Source organism: Rahnella sp. GSA61A (assembly GCF_019969905.1).
Lineage (GTDB): Bacteria > Pseudomonadota > Gammaproteobacteria > Enterobacterales > Enterobacteriaceae > Rahnella > Rahnella aceris.
Genome location: NZ_JAHXYO010000006.1, coordinates 196919 through 218141, shown reverse-complemented (window position 1 = coordinate 218141; position 21223 = coordinate 196919). Strand labels below are relative to the sequence as shown.

At 55.6% G+C, this 21223-nt stretch carries 14 protein-coding genes; all 14 read right to left on the bottom strand.

What is annotated here, in order from left to right; genetic code table 11:
- Nucleotides 1–193: 193 nt before the first annotated feature.
- Nucleotides 194–1051, bottom strand: a complete 858-nt coding sequence (gene cobA / locus LC431_RS10580) for a uroporphyrinogen-III C-methyltransferase (protein WP_370633806.1) — start codon at nucleotides 1049–1051, stop codon at nucleotides 194–196.
- A 26-nt stretch (nucleotides 1052–1077) separates the two neighbouring features.
- A complete protein-coding gene (locus LC431_RS10575; RefSeq protein ID WP_223509788.1) occupies nucleotides 1078–3750 on the bottom strand; it encodes a nitrate reductase in 2673 nt (890 codons plus the stop codon).
- Nucleotides 3747–7922, bottom strand: coding sequence for a nitrite reductase large subunit NirB (nirB, locus tag LC431_RS10570; RefSeq protein WP_223509787.1), 4176 nt, complete (start codon nucleotides 7920–7922; stop codon nucleotides 3747–3749). Before nirB ends, LC431_RS10575 begins: the two co-directional genes overlap by 4 nt.
- A gap of 22 nt (nucleotides 7923–7944) precedes the next feature.
- Nucleotides 7945–8742: an ABC transporter ATP-binding protein gene (locus tag LC431_RS10565; protein WP_013575696.1), complete on the bottom strand. Its 798-nt coding sequence runs from the start codon at nucleotides 8740–8742 to the stop codon at nucleotides 7945–7947.
- A 9-nt stretch (nucleotides 8743–8751) separates the two neighbouring features.
- Complete coding sequence (ntrB, locus tag LC431_RS10560; protein ID WP_112152400.1) at nucleotides 8752–9666, bottom strand: nitrate ABC transporter permease; 915 nt, start codon at nucleotides 9664–9666, stop codon at nucleotides 8752–8754.
- Nucleotides 9667–9678: 12 nt separating this feature from the next.
- Entirely contained in the window at nucleotides 9679–10941 is a 1263-nt protein-coding gene (locus LC431_RS10555) for a CmpA/NrtA family ABC transporter substrate-binding protein (protein ID WP_112152399.1), read from the bottom strand.
- Nucleotides 10942–11222: 281 nt separating this feature from the next.
- The gene (locus tag LC431_RS10550; protein ID WP_223509786.1) at nucleotides 11223–12440 is read right to left on the bottom strand and encodes a nitrate regulatory protein; all 1218 of its coding nucleotides are present in this window, start codon (nucleotides 12438–12440) and stop codon (nucleotides 11223–11225) included.
- A gap of 100 nt (nucleotides 12441–12540) precedes the next feature.
- Nucleotides 12541–12807, bottom strand: coding sequence for a YkgJ family cysteine cluster protein (locus tag LC431_RS10545; RefSeq protein WP_013575700.1), 267 nt, complete (start codon nucleotides 12805–12807; stop codon nucleotides 12541–12543).
- A complete protein-coding gene (locus LC431_RS10540) occupies nucleotides 12804–14375 on the bottom strand; it encodes a cobalamin adenosyltransferase (protein ID WP_255611196.1) in 1572 nt (523 codons plus the stop codon). The genes LC431_RS10545 and LC431_RS10540 overlap by 4 nt, the downstream gene beginning before the upstream one ends.
- A gap of 67 nt (nucleotides 14376–14442) precedes the next feature.
- Nucleotides 14443–15537: a hypothetical protein gene (locus LC431_RS10535; protein ID WP_013575702.1), complete on the bottom strand. Its 1095-nt coding sequence runs from the start codon at nucleotides 15535–15537 to the stop codon at nucleotides 14443–14445.
- Nucleotides 15538–15561: 24 nt separating this feature from the next.
- Complete coding sequence (locus LC431_RS10530) at nucleotides 15562–16476, bottom strand: YafY family protein (RefSeq protein ID WP_013575703.1); 915 nt, start codon at nucleotides 16474–16476, stop codon at nucleotides 15562–15564.
- A gap of 296 nt (nucleotides 16477–16772) precedes the next feature.
- Nucleotides 16773–17861 (bottom strand): cellulase family glycosylhydrolase, encoded by a 1089-nt coding sequence (locus tag LC431_RS10525; RefSeq protein WP_223509784.1) that lies wholly within the window; start codon nucleotides 17859–17861, stop codon nucleotides 16773–16775.
- A 370-nt stretch (nucleotides 17862–18231) separates the two neighbouring features.
- Nucleotides 18232–19662, bottom strand: a complete 1431-nt coding sequence (locus LC431_RS10520; RefSeq protein ID WP_223509783.1) for a 6-phospho-beta-glucosidase — start codon at nucleotides 19660–19662, stop codon at nucleotides 18232–18234.
- A gap of 20 nt (nucleotides 19663–19682) precedes the next feature.
- Nucleotides 19683–21155, bottom strand: coding sequence for a PTS cellobiose/arbutin/salicin transporter subunit IIBC (gene ascF / locus LC431_RS10515; protein ID WP_013575706.1), 1473 nt, complete (start codon nucleotides 21153–21155; stop codon nucleotides 19683–19685).
- Nucleotides 21156–21223: the final 68 nt, after the last annotated feature.

Sequence of the window (21223 nt, the reverse complement as noted above, 5' to 3'; positions counted from 1 at the left end):
TGGATCAATTAAGCATAAGCTTTTCGGATGATCGTGCGGGGGAGTTGTGCGTGCTGCCGATTCAGAAAGCTTGCTGAACGGAGCGGCCTGGAGAACAAAGGCTCCAGGACCGGGAGAAGGCACCGCGCAGCGGCAAGATTTCCAGCCTGTCACTGCGGTAACTGAAGCATAGCCAGCCAGCGTTAGCGCGCAGTTAAAAAAACGCAGGACTGCAAAGAGGTTCGGTTAAAACGCTTTGGGCCGGTGTGAGTGGCAACCCACGGTCTTGACGTTGCCCCTCTCCCCGGTACATCCCCACCACCTCACCGACAATCAGCAGCGCAGGCGTTTGCACCTGTCCGGTAAGGATCATGTCTGCCAGTGTTTCCAGCCTGCCGGTCAGCACCCGCTGTTCCGGCCGGGTGCCGCGCTCAATGACGGCGACCGGGGTCGTCCCCGGTAAGCCATGCGCCATCAGCTGGTGGCTGATGGTTTCGCTGTTGGCAATGCCCATATAAAACACCAGCGTCTGACGCGCTTCGGCCAGCGCCCGCCAGTCAACATCCGGCTCTCCCTGTGCCCCGTGACCTGTCACAAACCTTACTGACTGCGCCAGACTGCGGTGGGTCAGCGGAATACCCGTGGATGCCGCACACCCCATCGCCGCCGTGATGCCGGGCACGATGTGGCACCTTACGCCGTGCTGCTGGCAATGTGCCATCTCCTCGCCGCCGCGACCGAACACAAACGGATCCCCCCCTTTGAGGCGCACCACGCGATGCCCGGCCAGCGCCAGACTGACCAGCAACTGATTAATTTCCTCCTGTCCCAGCGTGTGATTGCGCGTCGATTTACCGGCATCAATGCGCAGCGCCTCGTCCGGGATCAGCGCCATCACCGGCTCAGACACCAGCCGGTCAAACACCACCACATCCGCCTGCTGGATCACGCGCAGCGCTTTCAGGGTCAGCAGCTCGACATCCCCCGGCCCCGCGCCGACCAGCCAGACTTCACCGCGACACACCGGATTACGCCGGTGGGCACCCGCCAGAATTTGCGCGATCTGCTGCATCTGTAATGTTCTTTCGGGAATGTTGTTCATTGGCTGTCTCCCGCCGTCAGCGTGGCGAGCTGACCGGCAATGATTTTTTTGAGTTCAGGAATGCATGAGCCGCAATTTGTGCCGCATTTGAGTTTTTCGCCAAGCTGTTGCACGCTGTGACATCCCTGGCGGACGGCTTCAGTGATCGGGATTTCCCCCACGGAATAACAGCTACAAATGATGGCACCGGCGGGCGCTTTATCACGGCCTGCACGGCCTGCCAGCAACGCCAGACGCTGTTGCGCCGTGTGCGGCGGTGTGGTGAATGCCGCCAGCACCGCCTGCCGGTCGGGTGACGGCGGCCTGCGGCGGGCATAGAACGCCAGTTGTAACGCGCCGTCAGACCAGGCCAGCAGGCTGAAACCGTCATCGCCCAGTTGCGCGGTCTGGCAGAGCAGGTTGTCCGTGGCGTAAGACTCCTTCAGCCACGCCATCCAGTCTGCCGGTAGCGAAGAGTCGGCCAGTGTAAAGTGGGTCACACCCGGCTGGGTGATCAGGCTCCAGTAAGTGGTCACCGGTGGCGTAATATTTTCACCACGCACAAACAGTTCGGCCTGCCACGCGGCAGGCCAGCGGCTCAGGCTGACCGGCATATGTTTGCTTTCCGGCTGTCCCGACAGCGGATCAACATGCGCTTCAATCAGTGCATCGACCCGCGCCTGCTGGCTGAACCGGCTGTTCCAGTGCATCGGCACAAACACGCTGCCGCGCGGTTGCAGATTGTCGGGTTGGGCGCGCAGCAACAACCAGCCGTGCGAGGAGGCAACGCGTACCAGATCACCGGGCTGGATATGCGGCGCATCATCAGGATGAAACTGACAAAACGGCTCGCTGATGTGCTGCATCAGACGCGCTGACTTACCGGTGCGCGTCATCGTGTGCCACTGGTCGCGGACCCTGCCGGTATTCATGATCAGCGGATACGCCGCATTCGGCGAATTTACCGGCAGCCTTGGCGTGATGGCGATCAGTTTCGCTTTGCCGTCAGGGTGAAAGAACCGGTTATCCGTAAACAGCCGCGCCGTGCCCTGCGGATTGGCGGCATTCACCGGCCACTGCACAGGCTGCAGGGTGTCCCACTCCTCATCCGAAAGCTGCGCCAGCCCGCTGATATCAAACGCCCGCGAACCGTGATTTTCAAAACCGGAAAGCGCAGCATGTTCGCGGAAAATTTCTGCCGGATGCTGATACGAAAATGCCTCTGCAAACCCTAAACGCTGCGCGACCTGACTGAGGATCCACCAGTCCGGTTTCGCCTCACCCGGTGCAGGCAGAAACGCCCGCTGGCGTGAAATACAACGTTCAGAATTGGTCACGGTACCGTTTTTCTCGCCCCAGCCCAGCGCGGGCAGGCAGATATGCGCGGCACGGGTGGTATCAGTGTCGCGCATAATGTCGGAGACGATCACCAGCGGGCAGCTCGCCAGTCCGGCCCGTACCCGGTCGGCATCCGGCAGCGACACCAGCGGATTGGTGCCCATGATCCACACCGCTTTTATCCGGCCTTCTTCCACCGCGCGGAACAACTCCACGGCGTTCAGTCCGGCTGATTGTGTGACGTTGTCACTCTGCCAGAACCGCCCCACGCGGCTGATATCTTCCGGCGTAAAGCCCATGTGCGACGCCAGCTGATTCGCCAGTCCGCCGACTTCCCGTCCGCCCATCGCGTTCGGCTGGCCGGTGATTGAAAACGGTCCGCACCCCTCGCGCCCGATATGGCCGGTCGCCAGATGCAGGTTAATAATGGCGTTGCATTTATCCACGCCGGAACCGGACTGATTGATCCCCATCGAATACAGCGTCACCAGCCGCTGGCTGTCGCCCAACATCTGATAAAACGCCAGCAACTGATCCACAGGCAATCCGCAATACGCGGCGGTACGCGCCACTGTCCAGTCCCGTGCCGCCCGCAATGCGTCTTCAGCCCCCTGTGTATGGCGTTGCAGGAAAGCGGTGTCGAGTTTTCCGCTCTCCGCCATCGCGTTCAGCGCACCACAGAACAGCGCCGCATCACTGCCGGGGCGTAACGCCAGGTGCAAATCGGCGATATCACAGGTGGCGGTCTGGCGCGGATCGATAACAATAATGCGCATCTCCGGCCGGTCCTTTTTGGCCTGCGCCAGCCGCTGATACACCACCGGATGTGCCCATGCCGTATTCGAACCGGTCAGCAAGACGCAGTCGGCCCGTTCCAGATCCTGATAACTGCACGGCACCGCGTCGGCCCCGAACGCGCGTTTGTAACCCACCACGGCAGAGGCCATGCACAGCCGCGAATTGGTATCCATATTTCCCGCGCCGATAAAGCCTTTCATCAGTTTATTGGCGACATAATAATCTTCAGTCAGCAACTGGCCGGAACCGTAAAACGCCACAGCCTGCGGCCCCTGTTCGTCGATCACCGCCTGTAACCGCTGCGCGACCGTATCAAGCGCCCGCGTCCAGCTTACCGGCTGGCGGTCGATTTCCGGCTGTAACAACCGCCCCTGCAACCCCAGCGTTTCTCCCAGCGCGCTGCCTTTTACGCACAGTCGTCCGTGATTAGCCGGATGCGTTTTATCACCACGGGCGCTGAAACCCCCGGTCTGCGGTTCCATGCTGACGCCACATCCCACGCCGCAGTAAGCACAAGTGGTCAGCGCCGGTGCTGTTGCCGGAGGTCTTTTCATACGCTGACCGTCGCAATGGTTTCAGCGGTTTTCACCCCCGGCTGTTCCTGCACCCAGACACGGCCATTTTCGACTTTCACCGGCCAGACGCTCAGCGCCAGTTGCGCGTCGTCCACGCTGCGCCCGTCGTGTAAACGGAAACGCTGTTTGTACAGCGGCGAAATCACCACCGGCTCGCCTTTCACATCGCCCACCAGCCCGCGTGCCAGCACATTGGCATCGCTGTCCGGCTCATGGTTACTCAGCGCGAAAACCTGCTGCGGATGCTCCGGCAAATGGAACAGCGCAATCTGCCGGTTAGCCAGCCGCGCCGCCATACCGGCATTGGCCGGAATGGCGCTGAGATCGCACAGCTCCACCCAGCCCTGCACCGCCATCACCGGCTGAGAAACGGCGCTGAAGGAAAGACCGGCGCGTTCCTGCGACGTCGCGGGGCGAACCTGCTGTCGCTCCGTCACCATCACCACCGCTTCATCCGGCTCGCTGCTGTTGACGAACGGACGGAACAGCGCCAGCCGGTCCGGATCTGCCAGCGTGGTTTGCCATTCGCACTGGTACGTGCCGACCACCGCGTTCATCTCACTTTCCAGTTCTGCGCCGATGTGCAGACTGTCTTCCAGCACCACCTGACGCAGGTAATCCATGCCGCCCTCGAGATTATCCATCCAGGTGCTGGTACGTTGCAGGCGGTCAGCGGTACGGATGTAAAACATCAGAAAGCGGTCTACGGTGCGGATCAGATCTTCCGTGCTCATGTCCTGCGCCAGTAAATCAGCGTGGCGCGGTTTCATGCCGCCGTTGCCGCACACGTACAGGTTCCAGCCCTTTTCGGTGGCAATCACGCCCACGTCTTTGCTTTGTGCTTCGGCGCATTCACGGGTACAACCCGAGACCGCCATTTTGATTTTGTGCGGGGAGCGCAGCCCCTTGTAGCGGTTCTCCAGTTGCAGCGCCAGGCCGGTGGAATCCTGTACACCGTAGCGGCACCAGCTTGAGCCGACACAGGATTTCACCGTGCGCAGCGATTTGCCGTAGGCGTGACCGGTTTCAAAACCGGCGTCCACCAGTTGCTGCCAGATTTCCGGCAGGTGTTCGAGGCGGGCGCCGAATAAATCCACCCGCTGCCCGCCGGTAATTTTGGTGTAGAGGTTGTAGCGTTTGGCGACCAGACCGATGGCGATCAGCCCGTCAGGCGTGATTTCACCAGCCGGAATGCGCGGCACCACGGAATAGGTACCGTCTTTCTGAATATTGGCGAAATAACGATCGTTGGTGTCCTGCAACGGCAAATGCTGCGGTTTGAGCAGGTAATCGTTCCAGCAGGATGCCAGAATGGATCCCGCCAGCGGCTTGCAGATTTCACAGCCGCTGCCGTGACCGTGTTTCTGAATCAGTTCAGCAAAGCTGCGGATATTGCCCATGCGCACCAGGTGATAAATTTCCTGACGGGAATAAGCAAAGTGCTCGCAGACGTCTTTTTTCACTTCAACGCCCATTTCGGTGAGTGCGAATTCCATCACCTGTTTGGTCAGCGCTGCACAGCCGCCGCAACCTGTCGCCGCCTTAGTGCAGGCTCTGACCGCCGCCATATCGCCGCAACCGCCCTTCACCGCGTCACAGATATCTGATTTGCTGACGTTATGGCAGGAACAGATTTGCGCACCGTCCGGCAATGCCGCGACGCCCGGCGTTTGTGGCGCTGCACCGGCGCTGGCGGGCAGGATCAGGTTTTCCGGACTGGCGGGCAGCGGCATATCGTTAAGCATCATCTGCAAAAGCGTGCTGTATTCGTTGCTGTCGCCGACCAGCACCGCGCCGAGCAGGCGTTTGCCGTCCTGCGAGACCACGATTTTTTTGTACACTTCCGCCGGACCGTCGACCCAGCTATAACTCTGACTGCCCGGCGTGCGGCCATGTGCATCGCCGACTGAGGCCACTTCTACGCCCAGCAGTTTCAGTTTGGTGCTCATGTCCGCGCCTTTAAACGCCACCTCGCTGCCGGAAAGCGTATCGGCCAGCGTGCGCGCCATCTGATAGCCGGGGGCGACCAGACCGAAAATCTGCCCGTTCCACAAGGCACATTCACCGATAGCAAAAATGGCCGGATCAGAGGTACGACACTGATCGTTAATCACGATACCGCCACGCGGCCCGACCTCCAGCCCGCACTCTTTTGCCAGCTGATCCCGCGGACGGATACCGGCGGAGAACAGCACCAGATCGGTCTCGAGATGACCGCCGTCGGCAAACTCCATGCGATAACGACTGGCTTCTCCGGCCACAATAGCGCGGGTTTCTTTGCCGGTATGGACCTGCACATCCAGCGCTTCAATTTTACGGCGCAGCATCGCCGCACCGCCTTCATCAAGCTGAACGCCCATCAGCCGTGGGGCGAATTCCACCACATGCGTTTGCAGCCCGAGATGTTTCAGCGCGTTTGCGGCTTCCAGCCCCAGCAAACCGCCCCCCACCACCACACCGGTTTTGCCGGTGGCAGCGCAGGCCTGAATCGCCGCCAGATCGTCCAGCGTGCGGTAAACCAGGCAGCCCGGCGCATCGTTGCCCGGAATTGGCGGGACAAACGGATAAGAACCGGTCGCCAGCACCAGCAAATCGTAAGCCGTCTGCCGCCCCTGATGATCGACCACAAAACGGTGACGGGTATCGATATGACCGATGCTGTGCCCGAGGCGCAGTTCAATGCCGGTCGACGCAAAGAAACCCTCTTCTACGACCGACAGCGACTCCGCGCTGCGACCGGAGAAAAACTCGGACAAATGCACCCGGTCGTAGGCCGGTGATTTTTCTTCTGCAAACACAATTACCTGATATTGCAGATGCAGTTCACGCTCGACAAGTTGTTGCAGAAAATGGTGGCCAACCATGCCGTGTCCGGCCATGACTAATACGGGTTTCGACATTGCAGTGCTCCTCGTTACCTCGGCGGGTAACTGTTCTGATTTAATGGCCGGTTCATCGCCGGGGCTGAATATGCTCAATGGCGTCTGGCAGTTGGCGGGATGGCTGATGCGGGCGAAATATTCCGGTCCGTCGCTGATATCACCCCACAGCAACACGCCGGTGAGCCGGTTATCACGCAGCAACAGGCGGCGGTAATGACCGTCAACCGGGTCAGATACCGTGTGAATTTGTGCGCCGTCGCCGCCGTGCAGTTCACCGGCACAGAACACGTCAATGCCGGTCACTTTCAGGCGCAGCGGCACCGTGTGCATCACCGGAGAAACCACTGGTGCACCGGCCAGACGGGCCGCCAGCGCCTCAGCCTGATGCCAGCACGGCGCGACCAGACCGGCGGTCAGTTCCCCCTGCTGACAACATTCGCCAATGGCCGAAATAGCCGGGTCGGAGGTTTGCAGCATGTCGCTGACCAGAATGCCGCGATCACAGTCCAGTCCGGCGGCCTGCGCCAGGGCAATATCGGGCCGGACACCGGCAGCTACCACCACGCGTTGCGCGGGAATTTCACGCCCGTCGCTGAGCCTCACCGCCCGTACATTCCCGGCAGGGTCACCGGCATAGGCCACGGTCTGCGCCTGTAAAATGGACGTAATGCCGCGCGTGGCGAGGCTGGCGCGAAGCAGTTCTGCACTATGTTCATCGAGCTGGCTGTCCATCAGATGGTTGCCGCGATGCAACAGGCTGACCTGCATGCCCCGCAACGCCAGTGCGGCAGCGGCTTCCACGCCTAATACACCGCCGCCCACCACCACGACCGGTTGTCCGGCGTAATCTCCGCTGAGGATGTTTTCCACATCCTGCTGCTGACGGAAACCGTGAATACCGCGCAGTTGTGCGCCCGGCACCGGCAGCATAAAAGGCCGCGAACCGGTGGCGAGCACCAGATGGTGATAGTCAAACATCTGCCCGCCAGCCCGCACCTTGCGGGCAGTGCGGTCAATTTCTGTCGCCGCCGCACCGGCGATAAACGTGACGTTGTGACGTTTGTACCACTGCGCATCATGGGTCACGATGTCATCAAACTGTTTTTCACCGGCGAGCACCGGCGTGAGCAGAATGCGGTTATACGCAGGCTGTTTTTCTTCGCCGATGATCACAATGCGGTAACGCTCCGGCGCACGCTCGCACAGCCGTTCCACCAGCCGCACGCCCGCCATTCCGTTGCCAATCACTATCAGGGTGGGTTTATCCATTGCGCTTATCCCGCCTGCTGAATCAGGCAACTGACCGGTGTTTTTCATACAGGAACTGCAGCACCTGCTGACGGTACTGGTGGAACAGGTGATCGTTCGCCAGCGCCAGCCGTGAGCGCGGGCGCGCCAGTTCTACCTGCAACACGTCGCCGACTTTCGCTGCCGGGCCGTTGGTCATCATCATTACGCGATCTGAAAGCAGTACCGCTTCGTCCACGTCGTGTGTGATCAGCAAAATCGTGGTTTTCAGGCGCGACTGAATCTCCATCACCGCATCCTGCAAATGTGCACGGGTTAACGCATCGAGCGCGCCGAAAGGTTCATCCATCAGCAACACTTTCGGTTTCATCGCCAGCGCACGGGCGATGCCCACCCGCTGTTTCATTCCGCCGGAAATCTCACCCGGACGTTTGTCAGCCGCATGCCCCATGTGCACCAGGTCGAGGTTGTGCGAAATCCAGTCACGCATTTCACTTTTACTCATCACCCCTTTAAATACCTGATTCACCGCCAGCGCCACGTTCTCAAAAGTGGTCAGCCACGGCAGCAGTGAATGGTTCTGAAACACCACGCCGCGTTCCGGGCCGGGGCCGGTGATTTCCTGGTTATCACACAGCAACACGCCTTCCGTCGGGCGACTCAGCCCGGCAATCAGATTCAGTAAGGTGGATTTTCCGCAACCTGAATGACCAATCAGGCTGACCGTTTCGCCCTGCGCAATATCAAAGCTGACGTTGTCGAGCGCCAGAAACTGCCCTTTCGCGGTCGGGAAACTCTGGCTGACGTTCTGCACGCGGATAATGGCTTTGTCGTTTTTCATCTCAGGCTCCTAACGGTTGTCGTAACTGAATCGGCGGGCAATGGCCATCAGCCCCTGCTCCAGCACCATGCCCACCACACCAATCAGCAGGATGGCGATAATGATGTTTTCCACGTTGAGGTTGTTCCATTCGTTCCAGATCCAGAAACCAATCCCGACACCGCCGGTGAGCATTTCGGCGGCAACAATCACCAGCCAGGCGATACCAATCGACAGACGCACACCGGTGAGGATGTAAGGCAGTACCGCCGGAAACAGGATCTTACGCATTACAGTGAATTCGCTGAGTTTCAGCACCCGCGCGACGTTGAGATAGTCCTGCGGAATACGCATTACGCCCTCAGCCGTATTGAGGATCATCGGCCAGATCGAGCAGATAAAAATGGTCCACGCCGAGGCGGGTTCCGCGCGCTGGAACAGCAGTAAACCGATGGGTAACCACGCCAGCGGACTGACCGGCCGCAGCAATGAAATGATCGGATTGAGCATGCTGGCGATAAAACTGAAACGCCCGATCAGGAATCCGGCAGGAATGCCGATCAGTGCCGCCAGCCCGAAGCCCATCGCCACACGTTTGAGCGATGCCAGTACGTTCCAGCCAATGCCCATGTCGTTCGGTCCGGCGATGTAAAACGGATCGGCGAAAATCACTTTGGCCGCTTCCCAGGTTTTCAGCGGCGTCGGAAACCCTTTACTGCTGAGCGCGGCAATCTGCCACAGTGCGATCACGACGATGGCGCCCAGCAATGCCGGAATGGCTTTTTGCAACACGCGGTGCATCACCACGCGCAACCGGGCGAGATAAGCCGTTTTGGCGGCGCGGACCGGCAGCGCGGCGTTCTGCGTTACCGGGGCGATCGGTACAATTTCTGCACTCACCGGTTCGGTCAGCGCGATAACATTAGGTTTTGAATTCATGGACATCGGCGACCTCACTTAGCGTTTCATGGCAAAACTGTTGGCGTATTCAGCAGGGTTACTGCCGTCCCAGACTTTCCCGTCCATCAGCGTGCTGCTGCGCATATCCCCGGACGGCAGGTTGATGCCGCCGACCGCCGTCGCCGCCTGTTTGTAGACGTCAATGCGATTGATTTTTTTGGCCACCGCCAGATAGTCCGGATCTTTGTCCAGCAATCCCCAGCGTTTGTGCTGGGTCAGGAACCACATGCCGTCGGAGAGATACGGGTAGTTGACTGCGCCGTCGTTGAAGAAGCGCATGCTGTGGGCATCTTTCCACTTTTTGCCCAGTCCGTTTTCGTAATCACCGAGCATCCGCCCCTGAATCGTTGCCACCGGCGTATTGATGTAGGCGCGTGCGGCGACGACCTGCGCGGTTTCGGTACGGTTGGCATCGGAGGTGTCAATCCAGCGTGAGGCATCAAGCACGGCGGCGGTCAGCGCACGGGCGGCATTCGGATTGGCCGCGACCCAGGCGGACGTCGTTCCGAGAATTTTTTCCGGATGATCCGGCCAGATCTCCTGTGACGTGGCGGCGGTGAAACCGATATCGTCCTGTATGGCGCGCTGGTTCCAGGGTTCACCGACGCAGTAACCGCTCATGTTGCCGATTTTCATGTTCACCACCATTTGCGGCGGCGGTACGACCACGTTGCGCACATCGTTAAACGGGTGAATACCGGCGTTCGCCAGCCAGTAATACAGCCACATGGCATGCGTGCCGGTGGGGAATGTCTGCGCAAAGGTGTAGGTGCCTTTGGCGCTGGCATCGACCATTTTTTTCAGCGAAGCCGCATCGGTGACACCGGCCTGTTTCAGCTGATTTGAAAGCGTGATCGCCTGCCCGTTATTGTTGAGCGACATCAACATCGCCATGTCATGCTGCGGGCCGGACACGCCCAATTGCAGGCCATACACCAGCCCGTAAAGCACATGCGCGGCATCAAGTTCACCGGACACCAGTTTGTCGCGTACCGACGCCCAGCTTGATTCCTTGCTGGGGATAATTTTGATGCCGTACTTCTCATCAAACTTTTTCACTGCCGCCATCACCACGGACGAACAATCGGTCAGCGGAATAAACCCGACGCGGATTTCTTTTTTCTCGGGCGCATCTGAACCGGCCGCCCAGACGCTGTTCATAAAGCCCGGCATCATCATGCTGCCGCCCAGCACCGCACTGCCGGCAATAAAGCGGCGGCGGGAGAATTGCCCCGGAGTTTTTTTATCGTCTTGCGTCATTGCGGCTTCCTGTAATGTTGAAAAATGAGCAAAAAAAAAGCGTCCTGTCAGCGCTCAGTTTCCTGAACGCTGACGGACGCCTTTATCCGTAATCCTGACTAAACCGCCATTGGTTTAGTCCTTATGTTGTAAAACAATGCAGCTTGTATGCCAACTTCGCGCATCGCAATAAAATCAGCCGGTTAGCGCATTTCCCGCACTCGCCTGACCGCCTGGTGCACCGCCACAGCACGCAGTGCACATCACAATGGCACACGGACAGTGCAGATACTCCTTAGGGATTAGTCGCCTTTCTTCCCTAATACAGCCGATACCGCAAGCATCGCTTCGGCAATCTCCGACAGCTTCTTGTTCTGGTTCATCGCCATATCACGCAGAGTTTTATGCGCCTGCGGTTCGGTCAGGCCGTGGTGTTGCATGAGCAACCCTTTGGCACGTTCCACCAGTTTTCGCTCAGCCAGCGTGGCGCGAAGCCCGGCCAGTTCGGCATCAAGCGCCTGTAACTGACGGGATTGCTGCTCGACCAGCTCCAGTACGCAACGGCTGAGCTGCGGCGGCATCAGCGCCGAATAATGCGACTCCTGCTGCGGCATTTCTCCGATATCTTGCTGCTGAAGGGTAAGCGACGCCTGCGCTTGGCGGATCCGCTCACGGCAGCACTCCATCAGAATGTCTTCCAGTAAATCTTCCACCACTTTCATGCCGTCAATACGCACGGTGGTCACCTCAAACCAGCGCAGCGCAGCATCCGGGCCGTCATCTGCCGGGGTGGTTCGGGTGCAGGCAATCCTGCGCAGGCGCTCGAACTCGCTGCTGTCGGCGCTCAGTTGTTGTTGCCACAGCGCCAGACAGCGGACATCGGCAAATTCCCTGAAGGTTTGAAAACACCGCTCCTGACCTTCGATCAGATCTAAAAGCAACTGATGCGTCACGTCATCGAAGTGCCGCGCGGCAAACCCTGCAGCGCCTGATGCACGCTCCTGCCCGGCCAGTTCCTTACCCTGCATAAAGCTAAACATCGCCAGTAACGCCCGTGAAATGGACGGGTCACCCGAAATATCGGCAGCTTCAAACACCAGCGCCAGGTGCGTGCGGATAACCTCGCTGAACTGACGCATGGCTTCCGGCTGGCTGATATCCAGCGCCCGCACCTGACGGCGCAGCACCGGCAATGTGCTGAGGCTGTGTAAGACGGCAGCGATACGGCTGAACAGACGCGGCGCATTGCCCATGCTCTGTCCGTTAAGATCCCGCGCAAGCAACTGCTGGTCCACCGCCTGTTCCGCCATCTGAACCTGTAACGCCCGCTCACTCAGTTGTTCCGCCCACAGTTTGCCGTGCGAACATAAATAGATGTTCGCCGTGCCCCGCTCACGTTGCAGCACATGGATCAGCTGGCTGACCGCGCCGACCAGCTTGCCCATCTCCAGCAGTTGTTGCAGGCAGATGATTTCACTTTTTTTCGATGCCAGTACGAAACTAAGGGCAGAAAGGGACATAGAGGAACCTGATATCAGACAGAGGTTGATCAGGTTAAGCAAGAAGTGTGCCGGAGATGAAATACCGGTGCAGGTAGCCTGTCCCCGCGCGTATTGATGATTACAACGTCTCAAGTACGCGGCAGGCTATCTGGTTGAGTTCGATAAATTCAGGCCAGCTATATTGCTGCTGATAATTCAGTAAAAACTGTTTTTCGACCTGACATATCAGCGGGCGCTGGTCATAAACCTTACATTGGCGGCGGGTATCATCGTAGTGACGGCAGGCACCGTCACCGCGATCGAGATAGCGCGTTTCCTCTGCCCGATGAACATGGCGGCAACAGGCACCGCACTGATTACAGGGAAAAGATGGCGTCAGACTCATAAAGAACTCAGCCAGCTTCGGGTGGATTGTGCATTTCCGGCCTCAAAAGGCAGACTGATATTGCGTTTCTCCGCCTCTGCTTTCAGCAGCAATCCGCGGCAAATTTCATCATTGATCAACCCTAAATGTCCGGTAAATGCGGCAAGTTCATCCGCATCCATAGCAAACTCAATCCGGGTTAATTCCAGAATATAACGATCAAGCTCCGCATTCACATTCTGGAAATAGTCTACCGCTTTCTGATATTTATCCTTGAATCTGTCGAGGAATGCCCATAGTTTTTGCATCAGAGCACTGCTTTCCAGAAAATAATTCATGGTCAGCGTGAGGATCCCCGTCGCCAGTGCGCTGCAAAATGCAGCAAGTTCAGGGCCGAACGGGAACAGAAATACGCTCGCCAGATATTCATTAATCAGCACACCCGTTACGACGGCAATTCCCGCGGCTATCACGCGACTCGCTGCTTTGGCCTGCTGGCCTGGCGGCAGATTATCCGGATTGAACACCATGATTTTGAATGCCTGAACCAGATTATTCCACATCTCGCGGATCAATCTGACCAGCATCTTTTTCGTAGTGAAAACAATGTTAAACAACGTCGTGGTGATAGCCGACAGCACGCCACCCAATACGCCGTCTTTAAAGGCCGTGAGAAAATCAAGAAATTTTGCTTTTACCCGTTCCCATGCGGCGACCAATGTTTCACCGATATCACCCAGGAATTCTCTGGCATCAAAGCGTTTACGCTGGCGGGCATAGAGGGAAGGGATGCGTTCGTGAACTTCAAACCAGACCTCTGCGAGGATAAGCCCCAGCATCTGACGGCTTCCCATCCGCAATCCGGTTGATAACGACGCACTGGCGACATTCAGGGCAAATTTGCTGCTGGTGTAATAGCTGAGGTTGACTTCTGATTCATAACGCCCCCGTGCTTTTTCATCTGCTTTCTGCATCCGTTCAAAATCTGCTTTAGACTTATTTTCCAGACTTTGCAGGCGCTTCTGCTGTTTCTCCGTCAGCACCGGCTGACTTTTTAAGGTCGCGATTTCCTGCTGATTAACCTGATATTCCTTTTGCAATTTTTTCACGAAATCCGACATCGGCTGTGCTTTTTTAGAGGTGTTTAGCGTTGCTCCGGTCGGCGTCAGATTGCTGTCATCATTGGCCAGATCGGCTCCGTTCAGTTCTGACAAGATCCGACCCGCATCATGATGAATTTCGTTGGCGGCAATAATATGGTCAAGATGCACCTTGTCATTGGGCTTTAGCGTTTCGCCCGTGTAGCTGTCCGTTAATGTCCCGGCTTTGCGCTGCGCACTGACGCTGGCGTTGTTTTTTTTATAGTTTGCATGTTGATGGTAGACATCAGGATCATAGGCTGCACGGTTTTCATACCGCGTGCGTTCTTCTTCAGTAGCGTAAATCCCCTTTCGGACATTTTGAATCGTATTAACATCACCGCCGTCCTGATCTTTAAGCAGCAGAAAATCAAGGCCAAATGATGTTGCGAGACTTTTCACCACAGTCTCATGTAATTCCTTTCCCCAATCTATTTCCTGCGTCGCCATAGGATAATGCCACCTGTTGTATAAATAGCCACTCTGAAAAATACCGGGCACGCAGGCCCGGTCAGTTTTAAGCTTTTAAGGTATATTTCGCGCTATCCACTTCGGATTTAGCCAACGCCTTATCCAGTGCGTGTTTATTCAGCACGTTGATCCCATCCGTATCGGTCTGCAATTGCACGACACCGTTCTCAATAACAGCTTCATTTTTTTCATTGGTCACTGGTTTAAATAACGGCGTGGTAATGACATCAGTCATAATAGCCGCCAGCATGTAACCATTCTCAATCATACGCAGACATTCTTCAGAGTCTTCAATAGCATCCTGAATATTGTTATTACGACGCTCGAGAATTTTCTGATGCATTTCTTTCAGCGGGGTGAAATAGGTCGCAAAAAGGGTGTGAAGCTGAGACAAGGAAGTATAAATAGAATCAACATATTTATTCACCACTTTAAGATGCGACTCGGCCAGATTCATTTTATCTACGGCAGATCTCACCTGACGGGCGACATCCTGTGCATTTTCCAGTGCTTTCTCCGCATGTGCCGCATAAGCCCAGCCGGCGATCATCAGGATGGGTGCAACCACCGCGCCGCCCAATACCATCGCCCCACCGGCCATACCCCAACCGCCTGCCGCCAGCGAGCCTCCGCCAATGGCAGCCATCGTGGCATTATAGGCTGCTGCACCTGAGAGTGCTGCGATAGGTGTGCCGGTGGAGGCCGCCGCAAACGCCACGACACCACTGTAAACAGCGAATCCGGCCGCTGCACCTGATGTTCCGGCCCCCACAACAGTTCCGAGATATTCGGTCGCCGAAATAGCCAGCTTCTCAATCTTGTTTAAACGATGCTGTGGTATTTCCAGACGCAACTGGGTATGGCCGTCTTGCTCCATTTTTGCCAAAAGTTCTTTAGCTATGGTGTCAAACTCGCGGAATTCCTCGCCAATTCTTAATTCTTTTTTACCCAGGCGTTCAAGTTTGCGGGAAGCGTCATCATTGACGATATCGAAGGCTTTCTTGCGACTGTCATAGCGATTTTTAGCCCCCTCAAGGATCTCATTGGCTTCAGATTTGTCCTGATAGCCTTTGTACGCTTTTTTACCGCCGACGGCAGTTGCAATTGCTGCGGCACCTAAAATGATTAGAGGAATTGCCATAATACATCTCCATTGTTATTTAAATTATTTTGCCTCTGCGGGCAGTAAGGATTTTTCAGCTGAGGACAGGTAGCCTTTTAATAAACGGAAAAGCGCATCCCTGAGCCAGAAAGGTTCAAGAATTTCTATCTCAGGCAACCAGAAAAGTATCAGCGGTAATATTTGATTTTCATGCGCAGCCCGGCAACTCACGACAACACCATTTCCGTCATCCTGAAGCATTTTCTGTTCAGGCAGTAAGTCACGTCTTTTGAAATAATGAGCATGGCGTCCTTTCACATGAAGTTTCACGTCAAAGCCTTCCCGGCTAATCCAGGGATCCTGACTGCTTTCCAGTAAAGCCATTACCGTAATATCAGGAATAAAGGTTTCTTTTTTAATATCCAGCCACTCGATCTGACTCAGTGAAAAAGATTTCAGCTTCCCTTTATCTGTCGCCTGTAAATACCAGATATTGTGCTGATTGATAAGCCGGTACGGGTGGAGTTCCCGGTCTTTACCTTTATAGGTCAGTTTACAGAGATTCCGCTGTCTGATGGCTTTCTCGATGGCCGGGAAATGACGACGAAGATCGGCCTTTAACGTATGTTCAGGGCTGGCATTCTGAATGCTGATATGTTTTTCGTTCAATCGGGCATCGAGATACTGCCAAAAATCACTTCCACGTTCGGGGAAGTAACTGTCAGCCTGCAAAAATTTTGCCAGCGAATGATGCAAATTTTCCGTTTGTGTCGATTGCAGAGCGGATGAAAGCCGGTATTCACCTTCGCCACAGTGCTCAATGACCGTCGACAGTGCATTCAAATCACGATAGACCGTCCGTTCAGTGATTGAGAATTTCTCCATAAGTGAATTGCGTTTAACAACGCCATTCAGGTGTAGCTCCGTTAATATATCAACCAGCCGCTCCGCCGAGCGGCACTTTACGCGACGCGCCATCGTTTAATCCTAAAGCTACAGTGAGGTGATGTGGTGATTATCCATAACTCACTGACAGGGTTTGTCAGTCACCCATTCGGTACTTCTCTTTTATCGCCCGTTTTTGACAAAACTTAAATTTTTAGGGGAATTCATCACGAAAAAATATGAACAACTTAATGAAGTAAAAAAAAGTCCGTCAGCACGCAGTTTCCCGGATGCCAACGGACGCCTTTTCTTTCAAATTTCGGCCTGTAACATGGAAACATAATGCTGTTTCAGCAGCATAATAATTCAGCATGTCAAAACCTGAATAATCAACCTGTACTCTTAATGCGCGTTAAACGGCGGACCAGCTCCATTTCGGCGCGACGGAACGGAATGCCGTATTCGTCGAGCACATCGTGAAACCATAAATGGGCATAATCGTGATTGCCCTTGCGCACCGAGGGCCACGGCAGCGTGGTCTGGGTTTTACCGCGCACTAATCCCCACAGATAACAGCCCGCATTGAACGCGCTGAACAGCGGCAGTTGCTCCTCAAACACGCTGCCGACATGGCGCGCCAGCCATTCGGTACATAACATCGGGCGGTTGAATTTCTGCCAGAAACGCAGTGTCTGTAAAAGTTTCGGCGTGGCGACATACGCGTGGAAACTGATGACGTCAGAAAGTTCAGCCGCCGCCACATCGATGGGATGAGTGAAAAACTCGCTTTCCGGCTGGTCCGGATCCTGTGAACAATGCCAGGCACCGACGGTCAGCGGCTGGACGGGATCTTCCCCGCGCGCCCAGACAAATGCCTTACGCATCAGTTCCAGCGCAAATCCTTCCAGTTTTTCGTCATACATCGTTTCTTCCAGTCCGGTGGCGAACGTGCCACGGTTACCCGGTTCGTTGTACAAATCCCAGATGGCAATACGGTCGTCGGTGCGGAAATGACGGATGATGTCGCGCACATAAATCTCCACCTCCGGCCACATATCGCGGTTGCAAACCACATCCCGCCCCGGACTGGCAGCCGCCTGACTGTTATGTTTGCCCGGTTCCGGTGCTTTTTGCGGCCCGAGGAACGGCTCGTCGCCGGAGAATCCGCAATCGTCCATCAGCGTGAGCATGACCCTGATGTCATGACGACTGGCAATACTGAGAAACTGATCGATGCGCGCCAGCAAACCGTCGCGATCGGCCTGCCAGACGATAAACGGCAGATTGATGCGCAACTGGTTGTAACCCGCTTCCTGTGCCCAGCCGAGTTCCTGATCAATCACCGGCGCATCAAAAGTTTCATGCTGCCACAGTTCGGTCCAGTTAACCGCCGTGCGCGGCAGATAATTAAATCCGCAAATCCAGCCCTGTTGCTCACTCCACGCAGCCGCCTGTTCCCTGCTCCATTGCTTTTTCATTCATCACTCCTGATGTTAAAATGCATTAACTCATATTATTCGCTGCTTTTTATTACCTGCGAACAATAGCTGCAATTTGCATGCTCAGGTTCTGCAATTAAGATCACACTCTTTTTACCTAATTTGCTGAGCCAACAGGCAAATTTCCCCGCGTGACAGAGGGTGAAATTAAAATAGAATTAATGGAGAAGGAGAAAAAGAATAGCAGAGTGGATGCAATGGGATAATTATATTGCATGTTTGTTACAGGAAATAATAACGTTAAAACTATAATAAATAATGACGAAAATAACTTCAGTAAATGAAATGATTAATTAATACCTTCCGGTAACGGGGAATACCCGGTCTGCGGATATTCCCCGTTACGGCATTAGCCCAGATCCCCCCCGTTACTGGCAATCACTTTCTTGTACCACCAGAACGATTTCTTTCTCTTTCTTTCCAGCGTGCCATTACCGGCATCGTCGCGGTCGACATAAACGAAGCCGTAGCGCTTGCTCATTTCACCGGTCGAGGCGGAGACAAGATCGATACACCCCCATGAGGTGTAGCCGATCAGCGGAACGCCATCGGTGATCGCTTCGCCCATCGCACGGATATGCTCGCGCAGATAGCTGATGCGGTAATCGTCGTTGATTTCGCCCTGCGCGTTGATTTCATCTTTCGCGCCGAGGCCGTTTTCGACCAGAAATAACGGCTTCTGATAGCGGTCGTACATCATGTTCATGGTGATGCGCAGACCGAGCGGATCGATGCCCCAGCCCCATTCGCTGGCCTCGATGTACGGGTTTTTCAGCGATTTAACAATATTCGCCGCGCTGCTGTTGTTGTCGTTCATGTCTGCTGACGCACAACGCGACGCGTAGTAACTGAACGAGACAAAATCGACGGTGTTTTTCAGGATGTCGTCATCGCCCGGCTCAGTCACGACGTTAACGCCCTTTTCGGCAAAGACGCGGCGGGTATATGACGGATATTCGCCACGCGCCTGCACATCGATGAAGAACAGGTTCTCGCGGTCTTTTTGCAGGGCCGCCCAGACATCAGCCGGTTTACAGGTTTGCGGATAGAAATTCCCGCCAGCCAGCATACAGCCGACCTGATTCTCCGGGTTCACTTCATGGGCAATTTTTGTCGCTAAAGCACTGGCCACCAGCTCATGGTGCGCCGCCTGATATTTCACCTGCTCCTGATTTTCGCCCTCTTCAAAGACTAAACCGGCACCGGAGAACGGGCTGTGCAGCAGGATGTTAATTTCGTTGAAGGTCAGCCAGTATTTCACCAGCCCGTCGAACGCTTCAAAACAGGTACGCGCATAGCGGGCGAAAAACTCCACCATTTTGCGGTTACGCCACGAGCCGTATTCGATGACCAGATGCATCGGCACATCAAAATGGCACAGCGTCACCAGCGGTTCGATGCCGTACTTTTTGCATTCTGCAAATACGTCGCGGTAAAACGCGATACCTTCCTCGTTCGGCACCAGCTCATCACCGTTCGGATAAAGACGGCTCCAGGCAATTGAGGTACGGAACACGGTAAAGCCCATTTCTGCCATCAGCGCGATGTCTTCTTTGTACCGATGGTAGAAATCAATCGCCTGATGCGCCGGATAAAACTCGTCGTCTTTCAGGGAGAAACGTTTTTCCTGACCGGTTTTTACCGCCAGACGGTGCGCGCCATGCGGGATCATATCTACCGTGGTCAGCCCTTTGCCTCCTTCGAAACTGCCGCCTTCGGCCTGGTTTGCGGCAATCGCGCCGCCCCATAAAAAACCTTCAGGAAATGCTGATGCTGACATGTAAAATCCTCTCCTTTAATTTATTTAACTGCGCTTTGCGAAACCGCAAAGGAGGCGGAAGCCGTTGATTCCGGCGCTGTATTTTTTGGCGCCACGGTTTCCACCGGAATATCTTCAAATCCGAGCAGCAAGGTAGTGAAGAAGGAGATCACCACCGCGAGGACCATCACGCCCACCACCCAGACAATGCTCATCGGATTCGACGGGTCGAAGAACTGCACGCTGGTAAACAGCCCCGGCGACGCCATCGAATGGCTGGCGAGTCCGCCTAATCCCGCCACGCCACCGCAAATAAAGCCGCTGATTAAGCAGGCGATCAGCGGACGTTTCAGCCGCAGCGCCACGCCGTACAAGGCGGGTTCGGAAATCCCGGCGACAATCGCTGAAGCCGCTGCGGCCAGCGCAGTCTGACGCAGTTCCGGGTTTTTGGTACGCCACGCGACCGCCAGTGAAGAACCGCCCAGTGACAGGTTCGCGCCAATTTCGGACGGCATCACCATGCCCTCTTTGCCGGTTTCCGCGATGGTCTGAATAATGGTTGGCGTGAATACGCGGTGCATGCCGGTCATCACCAGCAGCGGCCAGGCCGCGCCCATAATGGCGACAGAAAGCCAGCCCAGATAACTGTGAACGGTATACACCACCGCTGAAATCCCGGTACCGATCCAGATGCCCAGCGGACCAATCAGCATGATGGCGATCGGTGCGGCAATCAGCATAATCAGCATCGGTTTGAGGAAGTTTTTAGTGACAACCGGTGTAATGCGATCGACCCATTTTTCAATGTAAGACAGCAGCCAGGTCATGCATAGCGCCGGAATAACGGTGTAGGTGTATTTCACCGCCGTGACGGAAATGCCAATAAATTCGACTTTCTGCCCCTGTGCCGCTTTCGCCATTAAATCGATAAATGCCGGATGGACAAGGATCCCGGCAATCGCAATCGCCAGCGACATATTGGTTTTAAATTTCACCGCTGCCGACGCCGCCACCATCACCGGCAGGAAGAAGAACGCACCGTCGCCGATGGTATTGAGGATCACCAGCGTGGAAGCGCCCTTGTCGAACACGCCGGTCATATCCAGGATCATCGCCAGCAGTTTCACCATTGAACCACCGATAATGGCCGGGATCAGCGGCGACATGGTGCCGATCAGCGCATCAAGAATGCCGGAGCCAATACGTTTCAGGGTGATTTTATTTTTCGCCGGTGCAGCGCTGTCGTCACTGGCTGAGAAGCCTTCCGGCAGCAGTTTCAGCACTTCAGCGTACGCCTGAGAAACGTTATTACCGATGATCACCTGGCACTGTTTTTCGTTGCGCACCACGCCCATCACGCCGGTAATGGCTTTCAGTGTGGCGGCATCAACAACAGATTCGTCATTCAGCACAAAGCGCAGGCGCGTCATGCAGTGTGTCACTGCCGCAACGTTCTGTGCGCCGCCGATGGCATCCACAATCGACTGTGATATTGCTGCAAAATTTTTAGACATGTGTACAACTCTCTCAGATTCATAGGGTTATGAATGTTTTTCAGAAGCCCTGGCTCCTGTGAAACCAC